The organism is Pseudomonas palleroniana, assembly GCF_022836895.1.
Taxonomy (GTDB): Bacteria; Pseudomonadota; Gammaproteobacteria; order Pseudomonadales; family Pseudomonadaceae; genus Aquipseudomonas; species Aquipseudomonas palleroniana.
In genome coordinates this window covers 3,459,974-3,477,204 of sequence record NZ_CP092411.1, presented here as the reverse complement: position 1 = coordinate 3,477,204, position 17,231 = coordinate 3,459,974, and the positions used below count along the sequence as shown (strand labels likewise).

Genomic DNA, 17,231 nt, shown 5'->3' with positions numbered 1-17,231 from the left:
AAGACACGCCTGCCGCATAAAACGCAGGCGCTCACGGCCGTAACCAGCCGCCAACAGGGTCTGTACATTCAGCTACAGACATTCCTCTTGCCCTATACGATTTACCTACAGCGCAAGCACGGTGATATAGAAAAGGCGAGATTCGAATAGTCGCACGCAAGCGTCCCAGCCCTCCCTGGGGCTGTCCTGACTACAGGTAAATTCGAGGCAATTAAAAACCCGGCGCGGTGGCCGGGCTCGACGCATTACACATTTTCAGTTGTCGGGATGCTCGCTCGCCACTGAATCAGCAGCGTCTACATCCGACATGTCCTCTTCAAGAGGCGCGTCATCGTCTGGAGGCAATGGAATACCATCCTCATCGCGCTTCGAATCGTGCCCTGTCTGATTGTCCGGGGCGTTCTCGTTGATTTCCATGCTGGCTCTCCGTTCTAACGCACAGGATATCCGCGCTTAAAGATGGGAGTCGGCAGGTTGTAGCGAGTGCCGGGCACTGGACGAACGGCGCAAAGCAAAGGGCCTCGTGCAATGGCGAGGCTCGAAGTAGGTGTGGGGCCAGAACCGCGCAGATAATTGTCCCAATTGCCTGGCCTAGCAAAATTGGCAGGCACAAAAAAAGCCCCGCAGCCTAATGGCTGCGGGGCTTTCGAGAGTGGAGGCCGAGGTCGGAATCGAACCGGCGTAGGCGGATTTGCAATCCGCTGCATAACCATTTTGCTACTCGGCCTCAAACGATCAATGCCCTTACCACTGGCATTCACCGCATATAAACTTGAGTGGGCTATAAAACCCTGCCTCTACTCTAACTCATTGAATACATTGAGGTTTTTAATGCCTCGTTGCGTTCGATGGGCGCCATTATGTACTCATTTGCTTTTGCCTGCAACCCCTTGATTTCAAAAATATTTCGTATTGGCATCAAGGGGTTGCGGGGCTGTCTTACTCCTGGATGCGTTGCTCCTGGTACTGCGGGTCGGCCTTGATCTGGGCGTCGGTGAATGGCAGTGGGCGCAGTTTTTTATCGGAGAAGGCTTGGGTCTGGTCCTTGGCATGTGGCGAGGTGGGGTTGCTGGATTCGGAGAACGCCAGCAGGCCGAGGGCTTGGGGGCCTTTGTCGTCGAAGGTGACGATTTGCAGGTAGCTGGTGCCGCTGATGACTTCGCGTTTGCCGTCGGCGCGGGGCACGGTTTGCATGGCGTTATAGATGCCCAGGTGTTGCGGGCCGCCGTGCATCGGGATTTGGCCGCTGACTTGGATGTCGCCCCAGCGGCTCAGGCCAAGTTTGCTCACGGCTGCCGCCGACGCGAGCATGGCTTCGCGCAAGACCTTGGCCACGGGGGCTCGGTCGATGGCCAGGCCACGCGGCGTGGTCAGCGGCTGGGCTGGGTCGAAGGCCACGCGCCAGGCATCGGGAATTTGCTGCAGGTGGTCCACCAAGTTGATGAAGTGCACCAGGCCCAGGCCGCTGTCGAGGCTGGCGTGCTGGTCCCAGTTTTTCAGGCTGGCGCACAGTGGCTGCAAGGCCGTGGCGTCGGCGCCGAGGTGTTTGGCGCAGAATTCGAGCAGGTCGGGCATCACTTGGCTGGCGAGGTACACCTCGTTGTCCATGACCATATTTTGCAGGTCATTCACGCTGATCGGCTGTTTTTCCAGGGATTGCAGGCGCTGCACAGCGAAACGCGCACGCGGGCCGAGGCCGATGTTGTCCTGGCTGATCACCGGTGAGAACCCGGTCAATGGCGACTTGGGATTGACCAGCCACGCCGAGTCATTGGAATGCTGCACGTAGTCACTGCGTTGCAATTGCGGCAATTGGTCGGCGGGGAAGATGCCGGGCTGGGCCGCGCGCGGGTCGATGTCCCAGGCGCAGGCGCTATGGGCGCCATCGAGCAGGATCATTTGCAGGCCGGCCCGTGGGTCGCTGCACTGTGTGAGTTTGGCGGCGCTGACGTTGGGCACCACCGACAGGTTCATGTACAGGCTCTGGCCCTGGTCGTCGGCGGCCAGGGTGTTGACCCACGGAATACCTTGCAGGCTATGCACCGAGGTCTGCAGTTCCTGGAGGCTGGCGGCGCGGTTCATCGCGTACCACTGCTGCAACACGCGGTCATTGCCCAGGTTGGCGTCGCGCAAGCTGAACGCGTAGCGGCTGTCCCAGTCCAGCTTGCCGGGCCATTGCACCACGGGGCCGAACTGCGAGCTATAGACCGTATGCGTCTGCGCCTTGAGGCCACCGCCGGGTTGCTTGACTTGCACCGTCAGCGTGGTTTTATCCAAGGGGATGGATTTGCCGTCGAGCAGGTAACGCGTGGAGTCCTTGGGGTCGAGCGTCAGGCGATACAGGGTGAAATGCTTGGAGGTGTCGACCGTATGCGTCCACGCCACATGCTGGTTGAAGCCGATATTGATCACCGGCAAGCCTGGCAGCGCCGCCCCCATCACATCCAGTTGGCCTGGAATGGTCAGGTGCATCTCATAAAAGCGCATGCCACCCACCCAAGGGAAATGCGGGTTGGCCAATAGCATCCCACGGCCATTGAACGAACGGTCGCGGCCAACCGCCACCGCATTGCTGCCCCGTTCAAGGTTGAAGCGCTGTTGATGGGCCGCGGCCAGCTCAAAGGTTTTTGTGCCAGGTTGCACACGCGCCGTGGCTTGAGGCGGCGCGGCGCCGACCAGGGCTTCGGCGAACTGGCCGACGCCGCCTTCCACCAGCAGCCGGCGTGTCAGCTTGACCAGATCCTCCACCACCAGCGGACGAACCCAGTCAGCCTGGCACTGAGCGGGTGCGCCCTGCTCTTTCAGATAGCGGTTGTAGCCCGCGACATAACCTTCCATGCGCTGGCGCATCTGCGGGCTCTGCGCCTTCCAGAAAGCGCCAACCGCATCAGGGGTGTTGAGCCAGGTGAAAAAGATATCGCTGGCAAGGTTGTTACGCTCTTCCAGCGTCGCCTGCTCCGGGCCAAAGAACCTGGCGCGCTCGCCGTTCACGGTGACCACTTCGTTGGCCAACAGACACAGGTTGTCCTGGGCATAGGCATAGCCGATGCCGTAGCCCAGGCCGCGCTCGTCTTGGGCGCGGATGTGCGGCACGCCGTATGTGGTGCGGCGGATTTCTGCGGATGCCTGCGCCACCGGCTCGCGTGCCGATGCGGCAAGACTCGACCCCAGCAATGCCCCTGCCAGGCACACCCTCACCCACCCGTTGGAAATAATCACGCAAGCTCCACAGTCAAATTGAACAACACGCGGGAAACCTCCCCACCCTAAGGACGCATCCCGCCGGGAACAATTTAGCCACGGCATGGGTGATTTGCAGCGTTTGACCTGTGACAAACGTGATACCGACAAAATTTCTACATCTGCCGCTTCATGATTTACGTCGCTCGTTCGTCTTATTGGCTAAGAGCGCCATCATTTTTCCTGATCAGGCTCTGATAAGGAGTTTTTTGCATGTACAACTCGCAACTGCCCACGGACGGACACTCACCGGCTGCCGATGCCCATTTCAGCGCCGGCCCCCAAGCGCTTGGCAAAGCCACTGAACAGCAAGGCAACCAGCGCATTCGCCATTTGCTCAAATGCTTCGGGCTGCGCACCAGCCTGATCCGGCTGAAAGTCATCGACGCCCTGCTCACTGCCGCAGACAACCAGCGCACCCTCGGAGTACGTGGCGTGCACAGCCATTTGCTCGAGCTGGGCATTCCGCTGTCGTTTCTCAGCGTGCGCGAGGTGCTCAAGCGCCTGTGCAGCGAGGGCGTGCTCACCCTCAATGCCGACAAAAGCTACAGCCTGCATGAAGAGGCTGCCAAAGTGCTCGACGGCCGCGCTTGAATCCCGCCGCGAGATCAGAAGCCAGGCTTGACCTTACGCCGCATGATGCCGTTGATGACCACCACGATCACTGCCACGGCAATGGCGATGTACTGGAAGGTTTTCTCGCTGATAACCCCAGTGTTCTGCAGGTGAGACAGGCCAAGCATGGTCGCCAGTACGATCAGGGAAATCAGAATGGAATATTTCAAACGTTGCTTTTGGGTCATGACGGGTTCCTGAACCTAGAGAGTATGTCCACTTTGTAACGCCGCGATCTATCCGTTAACGGGGATGGATCGGTGAGTCGGCCAGCGCCTATGTTACAGGCGATGTAAACGTTTGGCTCCGTGAGATCGGCTCTTACACTCTCAACCGCCTGGCGCTGGAACCCAAACACCTGTTTTCAACACCTCAGAAGAGTGCCTGACACTAGGGATCGACCTAGGGAAGGTGCATCTTTCCGGTACGAACACAGGTGTTAACGCCAATGCTCATAAGCCCTTCGCCGTTCTCCCCACCTGCATTGCCGCAATCCATTACAGGCCAGACGTCTTTTCCAACGGAGCGTCTTCCGATCGATAGCCGCTCGACCTTGCCGCCCTTGGGCAATCTCGGCGGTGCCTTGTCCTGGGCCGTTCCACCGAGTATCGAACAGCAACGCGCCATTGAAACCCTGGTCACCGACAATACGCCCAACCTGCCCGGCTTCACTCGGCTGGGGCGCGCCGGAGCGCTGGATTACCTGATGAACCTACAGCCGTTGTCCACTGAGGCACTAACCGACCTGGACAAGGCTTTCGAAACTCTGCTCAAGACGCCCCAGGCGCGGATATTGGGCAACGCCATACGGACCCGACTTGACGGCATCGAGACCGATACCAGTGTGGCGGACTATGTGCTGGCGGCGATCCATATTGGTCTCGACCCCGAATCGATCAACACGCCCCATCGCAACAGAGTGGCCAATTTCGACCTTGCAAGCGAGCGCCATTGGGGCAAATCCGCCGCAGAAGTGATCAATGAACTGGCCCACCACCTGGAACAGCAAGGCAGGACCGCAAAAGGCCGGGGCCAGTTGGCGGCCCGCCTGCTATTGGCAACCCGGGCGCCCGAATTTCTGGTCAAGGACATTCCCCCTCAGGTGGTCCGTGGCAGCCAGGCATGGGCCAACTTCTGCATCAATGTGGCCACACAGGAAGCCCAAGCCCCCGGCTCGGTCCGCCACAAAACCTATGCCCAGGTCATGATCGATGCCGACGCCTCGCAGATTCCACCCGCCGACACGACCCTGCTTAACGCGCTGATCGATTGGGCGGTGTGCAATGGTCACCTTCCCAAGCGCTATGACGATCACTACGACAGCGAAGAAATAGCCGGTGCGCAAACTGCCTTCAACGCTCAACAGGACGCCCTGCATATTGCCTCCAGCCGACTGGGTGACGCACTGCCCAGTCGCAAGGCCATGGCCCTGGCCGCGCTAAAGGCGCATTTCCCGGATGTGGCGGATGACGTCTTTGAGAAACGAGTACTGTCGATCAAGCACCGCGAGTTCAACCCGGGTGCACGCTCAATGCTCGACATCATCATGGAGGGACACACACTGCCCCTTGGCGAAGAATGGCAAACCTTTGATAAAGCCGTGCCGCTCAAGCGCTTCAATACGTTCAGCCGGAGCGCAGACGCAAACATCCTGCAGGCATTCAACTTCGCGCTGGACGCGCAAAAGCAACTCCACCAGACACTCGTCAAATACCTGATCGCCAACCTGCCGCTGGAGGATCGGGAAAATCTTGAACAAGGAAAGCTCGAGTTTTACAAGGAAGGGACTTACAAAATCGGCACGGGCTTTCTCGATGCCCCTGAACTGATCGAGCAAAAAAACCGCCTGCTGCTAAAAGTCACGCGCAATAAAGAAACCCATCTTTATGCGCTGGACCCGGAAAAGGGCTTGCTGACAAAGCGGCCCAACCTCAACGACCTCAAAAGTAGCCGAAACGGCAGCACCCTGTTCCAGGCCGAACGGGTGCAGCCGCAAGGCAAAAATGCGCAAACGCTACAGGACGTCAGGATTAGCCCCGGTGTCCCCAAAAGCTTCTCCAGCGAACGCAGCCAGCACATCGCCGAGGTTTACGTCGCGGCCCTCGGCCTCGAGCAACAGGCGCGGGGGCTTACCTCCTATGACGTAGAGCGAGGGCAGCAAGCAGCCGTCGCCGATTTTCTGCTGGACCTTGTGCCGCTCAGGTCAGCCATCGTCAACTTCCGCGCCGGTCACTACGGTGCAGGCGCCTTCGACTTGACGCTGGATATTTTTGCGCTTGTCACGGCCGGCCTCGGGGCTGGCGGCAAGGTACTCAAAGCTTTGAAAAGTACCGGCTCCGCCGTCAGCAAAGTGCTCAAGGTCGGAAAAATCTTCGGCACCGCCACCCTGGGTGAACTCAACCCTCTGAGCGGCACCGGCGATCTCTGGGTGGGGGCTGGAAAACTACTGACTTGCGGGCTGAGCACTGCCGCGCAGGGCATTAAAAAACTGCGCGGCACCGCCACCCGCGTGGATTTGCTGGAAGCCGGCAAACACTTTGAGTCAGCCGCCAACGGGACCTTTAAATTGGGCGAGCACACCGTCGAAGGCAGTGCCGTGTTGCTCAACGGTAAATGGTATGCCTTCGATGCAGACAGGATGCAGCCCTACGGCTCCCCCCTTGAGGACTTCTCGGCCCTGCAGACATTGGCGCCCAGCCCCAACACCCACACCCCAGGCACACACCGCGTTCACCCCTACCATCACAGTGGTCTGCGTCAACGACCCAAAATTACCCGCAAGGCGTTGCCCGAAGGCAGCTACTCGGAAGCCACGAAAGGCAAACTGGAGGTCGGCCATTTCATTCGAGGTGATGGAAAAGATGAAACCTTCAAAAAATTCGTGGATGACATGTTCGAATTTTATGACGAGATGGCGCTCAACCCGGTACCGCGCCCGACGCTGCCATCCGTCGCGGGAGAGGTCGAAATACCCGAGCTGATTGCCCGTTCCTTGCAAGCTGCGGATGGGATCGTGTTTGGGGAGAAGCATGATCAGATGGCCAGTTTCAAACTGCTGGCACAGCAGATTGATACGCTTGTCAGCCAAAAAGTTAAAAAGGTGTATTTCGAAGGCCTGATCGATTTGCCTCCCTACGGCCTGGTGGACGACGGCATCGGCATGCTCGGCAAACAGATGCCGCGCACCAGCCCGACATTCGAGGAGCTTAAAAAACTATTTGAAAGCAAGGGCATCGAGGTCTTGCCTCTGGACCACTATTATTTGACGCGGCACAAGGACGTAAAGGCGCTCTATGGCGCCACAACAACAGGTTCCGGCTCTGTACAACGGCTTCAGGAGTTCAACTACCACGCCTCGGAGGTCATTCAGGCCAACTCGGGCACCGAAAAATGGATTGCCCTGGTGGGAGCCTCTCACATGAACACCGCCGAGGGCGTTCCGGGCCTGGCCGAGCTGACAGGCGCCATCGGTATCGGCGTATTCGACAACCCGGGCATTGCGAAGTCCATCGGCCTCAAAGACACCCGTCAACTGCCCGACCCCATGAAGCCCTTGAAACCAGGGGATGTGCCGGGCGACTTCCAGATTTACATGACGCCCTAAACCTAGCCAACACCTCGTGGCGAGGGAGCTTGCTCCCGTTGGACTGCGTAGCAGGCCCAGTCTTTTCAAACCAAAAGCGGGGGGCCGCTTCGCAGCCCAGCGGGAGCAAGCTCCCTCGCCACGGGTCAAGATACCCAATGAACCTTATCAACGCGCATGCACCCACCGCTGATGCAGCCAGCGCGCCAACGCATCCAGCGCAAAGCCCAGCAGCCCGATCAGCACCACCATGGCCATCAACTCCGAATACGCCAACCGATCGCGGGTGTCGAGAATGTAGTAGCCCAACCCGGCACTGACCCCGAGCATTTCGCACGGCACCAGCACGATCCACAAGATCCCGATGGCCAGGCGCACGCCGGTCAGCACATGCCCTACCACACCGGGAATGATCACCCGGCGCAACGTCTCCCAGCGCGTGGCGCTCAAGCTCTTGCTCAACTGTAGCCAGCGCGGGTCCAACTGGCGCACGCCGGCAGCGGTATTGAGCATGATCGGCCACACGGCGGCAAAGGCCAGCAAGAAGTAGATCGGCTGGTCGCCGACGCCCATCAGCATCACCACGATAGGCATCCAGGACAGCGGTGAAATCATCCGCAGAAACTGAAACGCAGGCGTCGTCGCGGCCTCCAGATTACGCGAACTGCCCACCAGCAACCCCAGCGGCACCCCTGCCAACAACGCCAGGAACAAGCCGACGAAAATACGCTTGAGGCTTACCGCAACGTGCAGGTACAGGTCTCCACGCCCCAGCAGTTCCCACAAGCTGCCGGCAGTGGCCACCAGCGAGAAGCGCGCCGACAAACCATCAGCCTCACCAAACACCTTGACCCCCAGCCACCACAGCCCCAGCAAACCTGCCAAGCCCATCAACCCGAGCAGCCACCCCGGGATTACGCGGTTGTTCAAACGCCGATCTCCTCGTGCCGTTCAAACCCGTCCGGCAAACCGAACGTCTGCATGCCGCCGACCGCCTCGATGGCGTTACGCACGAAGCGGTCATCCACCAGGTCCTTGGCGACAAACGCCGGGTCGAGGTCGGCGAGGAATTTCTTGTCGCCCTCGATCAGGGTGTCCTTCAGGCGGCGCACCAGTTCTTCGGTGTAGCTGGGAAACGGGTAAGGTTGAAAGTCGATACGGTGTTCGTCCCAGTCGGCATGCCGGATTGCACCGTCGGCCAGGTAGGCGGCGCGGTCGCCGGCCAGCGGTGCCAGGACTTTACTCAACACCGGCTCGGCATGGGGCGTATAGCGGTTCGGGCCGTCCTTGGAGAGCAATTTCACCGCTGCTTCGCGATTGTCACGGGTCCACACCTGGGCCTTGACGATAGCGTTCACCACCTTCTGCGACCACTCGGGACGGTTGGCCAGGTCATGCTCGTGCATGAACACCACGCAGCACGCGTGATTGCGCCACACATCGCCGGTAAAACGCTGCACGCGGCCCACCTTGAGGTTTTCGGCCAGGGCATTGAACGGTTCGGCAACGATGTAGCCGTCGATGCGCTTGCTGGCCAGGGCCGGCGGCATGTCTGAAGGGGGCAGCACGATCAGGTTGACCTCGTTGGCCGCGATGGCAGTGCCCGCGGCGCGAGCCACAGGGGTCAGGCCGTTGTCGCGGAACAACTGCTGCACCACCACGTTATGGATCGAATACCAGAAGGGAATCGCCACCGACTTGCCGCCCAATTGCTTCACATCGGTAATCCCGGGGGCCACGGTCAACCCGGAGCCGCCGACGTGGTTCCACGCCACCACCTTGGCAGGCACTTGGCTGCCGTAACGCGCCCAGACGGTCATCGGCGACAACAGATGAATCACGTTGACCTGCCCGGAAATGAACGCCTCGATCACCTGGGCCCAACTGCGCAACAGCACCGGGCGCTCGGCCTTGATGCCTTCGGCTTCGAACAGGCCGTTGTTATGCGCGACCAACAGTGGCGTCGCATCGGTGATCGGCAGGTAGCCGATGCGTACCGGCGCGTCCGGCTCGCTGGCGGCGCGCGCTTGCAGGCTGCTCAGCAGGGGCAAGGCACCGGCGGCACTGAGCACCGCCGAAAGTTTGAGAAAGTCACGGCGCGAGTGGGTCAGGTCATCCAGACACATGGTTAAGCTCCTGTTGATCAAGGGGGTTGGGTTGAGGGCGGCTCGCCTGCCGTAAGGTTTTCAGAATGTCGATACGCAGCGCACCGATGGCCTCCACCTGCTCTTCCCGAGGTTGCGGCAGGTCGATGTGCCATTCGCCCAACGTGCGCGCCGGGCGGTTGCCCAGTAGCAGGATGCGGTCGGACAACAGCAGCGCTTCGTCAATATCGTGGGTGATCAATACCGCCGCCGAGCCTTGCTCGCGGTTGACCTTGAGCAAAAGGTGCTGCATATCGGCGCGGGTCACTTCGTCCAGGGCGCCGAATGGCTCATCCAGCAGTAGCACCTGCGGTTGCCGCGCCAGGCAGCGGGCCAGCGCCGTACGTTGGGCCATACCGCCGGACAGCTGTGCCGGAAACTGCTGGCGCGCGTGTTGCAGGCCGACGGCGGCGATCGCATGGTCGACCCGCTGACGGCGCTGTTCGTGGCTCAAGCGCGGTTGGCGGTCGAAATCCAGGCCAAAGGCGACATTCTTTTCCAGGTTCAGCCAGGGCAACAAGCTGGGGTCTTGAAAGGCGACCGCCACGCGCGGGTGCGGGCCGTTCAACGGTTCGCCCAGCACGGTGACAGTACCGCCCTGGGGCGCCTGCAAACCGGCGAGCACCCGCAGCAGGCTCGACTTGCCGACGCCGCTGGGACCCAGGATCGACACCACTTCACCGGCTTGCAAATGCAAGTCAAAGCCTTGCAGCACCGGGCCGGCGGTGTACCCCAGGCAAATGCCCTGGGCGCTCAGAACCGCCCGGCTCACAGGCTGGCCTGGCGCTGAAGCTCGGTGCGCAGTTGCACCAGGCTTGGAGTCACGATCGGCACAAAGGCCGACTCTCGCCAGCGCCGGGCGAAGCCGCTGCCGTGGGCGGTGAGGTAAGCCTTGCCGCCGCTCGCCTGCAACTCAAGTTGCACGGCACTGCCGGCGGTTTCGGCCAGGGCGATGCGCAGCTTGAACAGCGGCACCGGCTCTGCGGCGAAACGTCCGGCGAGCAAGCCATTCTTGAGCTCGGTGACCAGATGATCCAGGGTTACCCGCAGCGCTTCCAACTCATCGCGCAACACGGTGCGGCTGGCACCCAAATGGTTGGCCACCTCTGCCAGGGAACGACGCGCCAGGCCGATCGACATGCCACATTGCAGTCCCAGGAACGCCGGGCGTACTGCCGGCAGGAACTTGCGCGCATCCTCATGCAACAACCAGTCACGACTCAGCGCGACGCCTTCCAGGCCCAGGGCGGCCGTATTGCTCGATTGCAGGCCCAGCAGGTCCAGGTCGCGGGAGCGCTGCAAACCCGCCACGGAATCCGGGATCGCCAGGATAAACGGCGCTCCACCCTGAGCGTCCTCGATCGCCGCCGCCGCGACAAAACCGTTCTTGCGTAGGTTGGTCACCCAATGCAGGCGACCGTTGAGAGTCCAGCCGTCGGCGGTCGGTTCGGCGCTGATCTGCAACGCCTCTATCCCGGACAAAAACTTCATCGCATTCGACAGCCCCGTGGCCCCGGCCAGCTTGCCGCTGAGCAAGTCCGGCATCAGTTGGTCACGCAGCCGTTCATTCGGACTTTGCAGCAAATATTCGATAAAGGAGCGCTGGCCCCAGCAGACAAACGCCGCCGCCAGGGAGTGGCTGGCGACATTGGCAATCGCTTCCACCGCACCGGCCACATCACCGCCCAGGCCGCCGAGGTGCTTCGGCACGCCGATACGTAATACGTCGGCTTGTGCCAGGCGTGGCAACACTTCCTGCGGATCGCAACTGCCCACATCCAGGGCCTGCGCTTGAACATCGAGCCAACGGCTCAAGATTGGGTCAAGCATTTATGTATCTCCTTTTTACAGCAGGTGGACCATCGCCGATTCAGCTGGCCGGTTGTTCCCAACGGTATTGCGCCAACTCAGGGTTCAGCGGGGTACGCGCAAACACGTTAGCGAAGTTGCACAGGGTTGCCAGGCTGACGCCCAAAATAACCTCCAACGCCTGACCCTGCGTATAACCGGCGGCGAGAAATGCCTCAAAACCGGCGTCGCTGACATCGCCACGGGTGGCGATCACTTCACGGGTAAATGCGGCGAGTGTCTCATAGCGGGCGTTGGGCAGCTCACCGCGCTGGCGCAGCGCGTCGATCACTTCTTCAGGCAACTTGGCTTTGTTGCGCGCCACGGCGGTATGGCCGGCGACGCAAAAATCGCAACCGTGGGTGGTGGCCGCAATCAATTGCACCACTTCACGGTCGGCCAGGCTCAGTTCCGCCTTGGCGTTAAGGCCGGACACCGTGACGTAGGTTTCCAGGGCCGCCGGTGCGTTGGCCAATACAGCAAGCAGATTAGGGATGAACCCCGAAGCTTTCTGTGCATTTTCGAGAAAAGGCTTGGCGGCTTCCGGCGCGGTTTCCGGGGTCAACAAGGGTACACGGGACATGGAGTGGTCTCCTGATGGGTTCGTGTAACCAGTCTGTTGGTTATAAAAAATCGACTCAATAGGCTAAAGTAGCGATTACTTGCTCTTGAGTCTTTCCTTTAGATGAATTCGTCCAGTGCCCTTGTCGATTGGTTATTAGACAGCCTCGAACTCGATACCAGCCTGTTCCATGTCGGCCGCTATTGCGGCGACTGGCATGCCAGTACGCATGGCCTGGCCAACGCCAGTTTCCATCTGATTGTGCAGGGTGAATGCTGGCTGCATATCGAAGACGATCCCGTGCCCCAGCGCTTGAATAATGGCGACGCCGTGTTTCTCTTGCGTGACCTGGCCTATCGGCTCTCGGGTGAAGCCACGGCCGCCGGCGCCCGGGAATGTCCACGGCGCCCGATGCTGCCCCTGGACAGCACGGCCAATGACGGCGTGGGGCTGGTCTGCGGTTTCTTTCATTTCCAGTCCGGCTTGTCGGCCATGATTGTCGATACCCTGCCCGCCTGGATCATTCTGCGCGCCGGTGACCCGTCACTGACCGCCGCACGCAATCTGTTCGAACTGATCCTGCAAGAGTGCCAGCGTATCCCCGCGCCCTCTCCCACCTTACTTGAGCGTCTTTGCCATTTGTTGTTCCTGTATGTGTTGCGCCAGCAAGTCATCGACAACACCGATCTCGGCGGCCTGGCCGCGCTGGGTCGGCAACCGGCGTTTGCGCAGTTGCTGGAACAGTTGATCGCCCGCCCGGCCGATCCCTGGACCCTGGAAAGCATGGCGGCCTGCACCGGGTTGTCGCGCTCGGCGTTCTTCAAGCGTTTCAACGAATTGTGCGGGCAGTCGCCCGGGCAAGTGCTGCTGATGATGCGCATGCGCCATGCCTGCCAGTTGTTCAAGCAGGACCAGACCGTGGCCGACGTGTCGCTGGCGGTGGGTTACCAATCGGTCGCCGCCTTTACCCGGGCCTTCCATAAAGTCACCGGGCAGCAACCGGGCGCCTATCGCCGGGCACAAGCCTAGCGCCGCAAGCCATTGCCCGGTCGAGCGCACAGTTCCACCAGCCAATCGACAAACACCCGCACCCGCAGCGACAACTGGCGGTGCGGTGGGTACAGCGCCGTCAAGGCCATCGGCGGCACCGCCAACTGGGGCAACACTTCCACCAATGTGCCCTGCGCCAGGCGCGCCATTGCATGATAGTGCGGCGCCTGGATCAAGCCGTAACCCGCCTCGCAGGCGGCGAAATAACCGTCAGCGCTGTTGACCGCAACGGTCTTGGCCAGGTTGATCGGACGCAGTGCATCGCCGATCTGGAACTCCAGGCCAAACCGTTTGCCGCTGGCGCTGGAGATGTACTCGACCATCCGATGCCCGGCCAGGTCGTCGATGCACTGCGGGACGCCCATGCGCGCCAGGTAATCCGGGCTGGCCAAGGTCATTTGATCGAGCATCACCAAAGGCCGCGCCACCAACGATTCATCCAGGGCCGGGCCGCCGCGCAGCACGCAATCCACGCCTTCGCGGATCAGGTCCACCGGGCGGTCGTTGAGGCCGATCTCCAGGTCGATCTGCGGGTAACGGGCGGTAAAGCTCGGCAACGCCGGGATCACGATAAAACGCCCGATACCTGACGGCATATCGATGCTCAAGGTCCCGCGCGGGTTCTGGCGGCGCGTGGAAAACACCGCCTCGGTTTCCTCCAGGTCCGCCAGCAATTGCACACAGCGTTGGTAATACGCGGCGCCGTCCAACGTCGGGCTGACCTGGCGCGTGGTGCGCTGCAACAGTTGCACCCCCAAGTGGGCTTCCAACTGCTTGATCAGGATGGTCACCGATGCCCGTGGCAGTTGCAGGCTGTCAGCCGCCTTGGCAAACCCGCCCAGTTCGACAATCCGGGTAAACACGCGCATTGCATTAAAACGGTCCAAGGGACGGTTGCTCCTGGATTATTTAGATTTTACGAATACTGATAGTGCTTTTAGCCGGTTTATCTAAGTTTTGTCGAGGATAACAATGGCGACCTTCCCCACACAGGAGCTGAACCCATGCACACTCGTCAACTCGGCAAAAACGGCCCCACAGTCAGCGCCATCGGCCTCGGCTGCATGGGCATGACCGATTTCTACACGACCGGCACTGACACCCGGGAAGCCATCGCCACCCTGCACCGCGCCCTGGAACTGGGGGTCAACTTCCTCGATACCGCCGACATGTACGGCCCGCATACCAATGAACAACTGATCGGCAACGCCATCGCCGGCAAGCGCGACCAGGTATTTCTGGCCAGCAAGTTCGGCATCGTGCGCGACCCGGCCAACCCGGCACTGCGCGGCGTGAATGGCCGCCCTGACTACATCCGCAACTCCATCGATGGCACGCTGAAGCGGCTGGGCATTGAAACCCTGGACCTGTACTACCAGCACCGAATCGACCCGGACGTGGCCATCGAAGAAACCGTCGGCGCCATGGCCGAGTTGGTCAAACAGGGCAAAGTCCGTTACCTGGGCCTGAGCGAAGCCAGCGCCGCCACCCTGGAGCGCGCTCATAAGGTGCACCCCATCACGGCCCTGCAAAGCGAATATTCGCTGTGGAGCCGAGACCAGGAAGATAACGGCTGCCTCGCCGCCTGCCAGCGGCTGGGCATCGGCTTTGTACCTTACAGCCCGCTCGGGCGCGGTTTCCTCACCGGCGCACTGAAAAGCCCGGACGACTTCGCCGCCGATGACTACCGTCGCTTCAACCCACGTTTCCAAGGCGAGAACTTTGCGAAAAACCTGCGGCTGGTCAAACAGGTGCAAACCCTGGCGGCGGACAAAGGTGTGACCGCCGGGCAACTGGCATTGGCGTGGGTGCTGGCGCAGGGTGATTTCATCGTGCCGATTCCGGGCACCAAGCAACGCAAGTACCTGGAGGAGAACGTCGCGGCGGTTTCGATCGTACTGAACGAGGCTGAGCGGGCCGCGTTGAATGCGATTTTCCCGGCCGATGCAACCGCAGGTTTGCGCTACCCGGAAGAAGTCATGGCCATGCTGGATATCTGACCCGCAGCACTTGGCAGCGCCGCCGGCCGGCGCTGCCACTTTCTTGCACGATAGTACCTAAAGCTCCGTCATCCCAAGCCGATAGCCCTACGAAGCTCCAACAAAGCCGCGTCGACAATAAACGCTTCGTAAGGACGGTCCCATGCCTGCACTGCGCTCCATCCAAGCCCGCTATACCCTGTTTCTGGTGCTGTTCGTCCTGGTGTTATTTGTATTGACCGTCGTGGGTATCGGCCAGTTGGTCGCGCCCAAGCTGCGCCATACCGAAGAACAGGTCGTGCTCAACCGCATCAGTGAAGTCGCCGAACAGATCCAGGGCGAGCTGAACAAGGTTCAGGCCCAGCAACGCACCATCACCCAAACCATTCCCCTGCTCGACAGCGACGCCATTGATAAGGTGCTGCCTGGCCTGGTGGACCAATATGGTGAGCTGAAAGTGTTTGGTGGCGGGATCTGGCCGTTGCCCAACCAGCGTACTCCGGGGCGCAATAAACACAGCACGTTCTGGCACCGCGACGCCTCGGGCAAGTTGGCGGTCAACACCTTCTGGAACAGTGACGCCGCACCCAACTATTACGACCAGAGCTGGTACAAGGGCGGCCTCGCCTCCCCCCGTGGCCAGTGTGCCTGGGCCGCCGCCTACAAGGACGACGCCAGCCAGGAGCCGCGCACCAACTGCGCCATGGCGATCCAGCGTGACGGTGCCGCCTATGGCGTGGCCACCATCGACGTGACGCTGGGTTTCTTCAATGAGCTGGTGGCCAACAAGGAAAAAGACATCGGCGGGCAGATGCTGATCGTCGAGGGCGACGGCAAGATCATCAGCAACAGCTCGCGCATCAGCGGCCCGGTGGTCTTGAAAAACATCAGCGAACTGGCCGGCACCTCGGCATTCGCCGCCCAGGTCAGCCAGGCCCTCGCCCACCGCGACCAGGCGCTGCAACGCAGCGAGTTCGACAACCAGGGCGTGGCCAGTACCTTCTACTTTCGCGCCATCGAGGGCACGCCCTGGTTCCTCGCCACCGCCCTGCCGACTTCGCTGATTACGGCGCAACGCGATGACGTGCTCAGCAACTTGGCCCTGCTGCAAATTCCGATGGTGTTGCTGCTGGTGATATTGGCCGTCTATGCCATTCGCAAGCTGGTACAGCGCATGAAGACGCTGAAAACCAACATCGACGCGCTGTCCACCGGGGATGCCGACCTGACGCGGCGGATCACCATCCGCGCCGAAGACGAACTGGGCGCCATCGGTCATTCGGTGAACCGCTTTATCGTCTACCTGCAAAACATGATCGGCGAAGTGACCCAGGCCACCGGCGCGATGTCGTCGAGCCTTGAGCAGTTGCAGCAAACCTCGGCGCACACCAACCAGATCCTGATGCGGCATGCCAGCGAGACCGACCAGACCGTCACGGCGATCACCGAAATGAGTTCCACCGCCGACACCGTCGCGCAAAGCGCCGCTGAAACCGCCTCGTTCACCCGGCGTGCCAACGAGCACGCCGATCACTCCCGTGTGGTCGTGGGCGAAGCGTCCAGTAGCGTCAGCGCCCTGATCGACGAAGTCGCTAGCGCAACCCATACCGTGGAGAACATGCGCCAGGACGCCGCGCGCATCACCGAGACTCTGGGGGTGATCGGCGCGATTGCCGGCCAGACCAACCTGCTGGCTCTCAACGCGGCCATCGAAGCGGCCCGCGCGGGTGAGCAAGGCCGTGGGTTTGCGGTAGTCGCCGATGAGGTACGTGCGCTGGCGGCGCGCACCCAGGCCAGCACGTCGCAGATCAACGAGATGCTGGCACGCTTGACCAGCGGCGTGAGTTCGTCGGTGGCCGCCATGGAAAACACCCAGGCCAGTTGCCAGTCGGCAGCGGACGCCACGGCGCGGGTCAACACCGGCCTGGATGAGATGGCCGGCTCGGTCAGCCATATCAATAACCTCAGCACCCAGATCGCCACGGCCGCCGAGCAGCAAAGCGCAGTGACCGAGGAGATCAACCGCAGCATGGTGCAGATCCGACAAATGGTCGAAGAGCTGGTGCATAGCGGGCATGCCACGCAAAGCAATACCCAGAGCCTGCTGGACGCTAATGGCCGAGTGATTGCGTTGATGAGTCGCTTCAAGGTGCGCTGAAAAAAACACTGGAACACTCCCGTGCAATGCTCGGGAGTGGGACTATTCTGAC

Annotated in this window: 14 protein-coding genes, 1 tRNA gene and 1 pseudogene; 6 read left to right on the top strand and 10 right to left on the bottom strand. The window is 60.9% G+C overall.

Features of this window, described 5'->3' with window-relative positions; translation table 11 throughout:
* Positions 1-255 precede the first annotated feature (255 nt).
* From MJP36_RS15825 to pvdQ, 3 genes are all read right to left on the bottom strand, one after another.
* Positions 256-417, bottom strand: coding sequence for a hypothetical protein (locus tag MJP36_RS15825; RefSeq protein ID WP_162843529.1), 162 nt, complete (start codon positions 415-417; stop codon positions 256-258).
* Positions 418-653: 236 nt separating this feature from the next.
* Positions 654-727 (bottom strand) — tRNA-Cys (locus tag MJP36_RS15820).
* A gap of 212 nt (positions 728-939) precedes the next feature.
* Positions 940-3,219 carry a bifunctional acylase PvdQ gene (pvdQ, locus tag MJP36_RS15815; RefSeq protein WP_244383412.1) on the bottom strand — a complete coding sequence of 760 codons (2,280 nt, stop codon included), beginning with the start codon at positions 3,217-3,219 and terminating at the stop codon, positions 940-942.
* A gap of 234 nt (positions 3,220-3,453) precedes the next feature.
* Here pvdQ and MJP36_RS15810 point away from each other — a divergent pair, with 234 nt between their 5' ends.
* Positions 3,454-3,834 carry a fe2+ zn2+ uptake regulation protein gene (locus tag MJP36_RS15810; RefSeq protein ID WP_161547903.1) on the top strand — a complete coding sequence of 127 codons (381 nt, stop codon included), beginning with the start codon at positions 3,454-3,456 and terminating at the stop codon, positions 3,832-3,834.
* A 14-nt stretch (positions 3,835-3,848) separates the two neighbouring features.
* On the opposite strand, the gene MJP36_RS15805 is transcribed toward MJP36_RS15810, so the two are convergent.
* Complete coding sequence (locus MJP36_RS15805; RefSeq protein WP_161547902.1) at positions 3,849-4,043, bottom strand: hypothetical protein; 195 nt, start codon at positions 4,041-4,043, stop codon at positions 3,849-3,851.
* Positions 4,044-4,417: 374 nt separating this feature from the next.
* On the opposite strand from MJP36_RS15805, the gene MJP36_RS15800 reads away from it, so the two are divergent.
* Positions 4,418-7,459 carry a membrane-targeted effector domain-containing toxin gene (locus MJP36_RS15800; RefSeq protein WP_244383411.1) on the top strand — a complete coding sequence of 1,014 codons (3,042 nt, stop codon included), beginning with the start codon at positions 4,418-4,420 and terminating at the stop codon, positions 7,457-7,459.
* A 147-nt stretch (positions 7,460-7,606) separates the two neighbouring features.
* On the opposite strand, the gene MJP36_RS15795 is transcribed toward MJP36_RS15800, so the two are convergent.
* From MJP36_RS15795 to MJP36_RS15775, 5 genes are read right to left on the bottom strand one after another with little or no spacing between them, the layout of a single operon-like run.
* A complete protein-coding gene (locus MJP36_RS15795; protein WP_244385632.1) occupies positions 7,607-8,329 on the bottom strand; it encodes an ABC transporter permease in 723 nt (240 codons plus the stop codon).
* A 35-nt stretch (positions 8,330-8,364) separates the two neighbouring features.
* Positions 8,365-9,564 (bottom strand): ABC transporter substrate-binding protein, encoded by a 1,200-nt coding sequence (locus tag MJP36_RS15790; protein ID WP_060752728.1) that lies wholly within the window; start codon positions 9,562-9,564, stop codon positions 8,365-8,367.
* Positions 9,551-10,354 (bottom strand): ABC transporter ATP-binding protein, encoded by an 804-nt coding sequence (locus MJP36_RS15785; RefSeq protein ID WP_244383410.1) that lies wholly within the window; start codon positions 10,352-10,354, stop codon positions 9,551-9,553. The genes MJP36_RS15790 and MJP36_RS15785 overlap by 14 nt, the downstream gene beginning before the upstream one ends.
* The gene (locus tag MJP36_RS15780; protein WP_090370831.1) at positions 10,351-11,412 is read right to left on the bottom strand and encodes an acyl-CoA dehydrogenase family protein; all 1,062 of its coding nucleotides are present in this window, start codon (positions 11,410-11,412) and stop codon (positions 10,351-10,353) included. Before MJP36_RS15780 ends, MJP36_RS15785 begins: the two co-directional genes overlap by 4 nt.
* Before the next feature lie 40 nt (positions 11,413-11,452).
* Positions 11,453-12,013, bottom strand: a complete 561-nt coding sequence (locus MJP36_RS15775) for a carboxymuconolactone decarboxylase family protein (protein ID WP_244383409.1) — start codon at positions 12,011-12,013, stop codon at positions 11,453-11,455.
* 102 nt (positions 12,014-12,115) lie between these two features.
* Between MJP36_RS15775 and MJP36_RS15770 the strand changes: the two genes are divergently transcribed.
* Positions 12,116-13,021, top strand: coding sequence for an AraC family transcriptional regulator (locus MJP36_RS15770; RefSeq protein WP_244383408.1), 906 nt, complete (start codon positions 12,116-12,118; stop codon positions 13,019-13,021).
* On the opposite strand, the gene MJP36_RS15765 is transcribed toward MJP36_RS15770, so the two are convergent.
* Complete coding sequence (locus tag MJP36_RS15765) at positions 13,018-13,929, bottom strand: LysR family transcriptional regulator (protein ID WP_090370825.1); 912 nt, start codon at positions 13,927-13,929, stop codon at positions 13,018-13,020. The genes MJP36_RS15770 and MJP36_RS15765 overlap by 4 nt on opposite strands.
* 117 nt (positions 13,930-14,046) lie before the next feature.
* Between MJP36_RS15765 and MJP36_RS15760 the strand changes: the two genes are divergently transcribed.
* The 3 genes and pseudogenes from MJP36_RS15760 (at position 14,047) to MJP36_RS28120 (ending at position 17,179) form a co-directional block, all read left to right on the top strand.
* On the top strand, positions 14,047-15,042 hold the full coding sequence (locus MJP36_RS15760; protein WP_244383407.1) for an aldo/keto reductase: 996 nt from the start codon (positions 14,047-14,049) through the stop codon (positions 15,040-15,042).
* A 142-nt stretch (positions 15,043-15,184) separates the two neighbouring features.
* Positions 15,185-16,270 (top strand): annotated as a pseudogene (locus MJP36_RS28125) (cache domain-containing protein); the annotation flags it as partial.
* 63 nt (positions 16,271-16,333) lie between these two features.
* A complete protein-coding gene (locus MJP36_RS28120) occupies positions 16,334-17,179 on the top strand; it encodes a methyl-accepting chemotaxis protein (RefSeq protein WP_425226345.1) in 846 nt (281 codons plus the stop codon).
* The last annotated feature ends 52 nt before the right edge of the window (positions 17,180-17,231 follow it).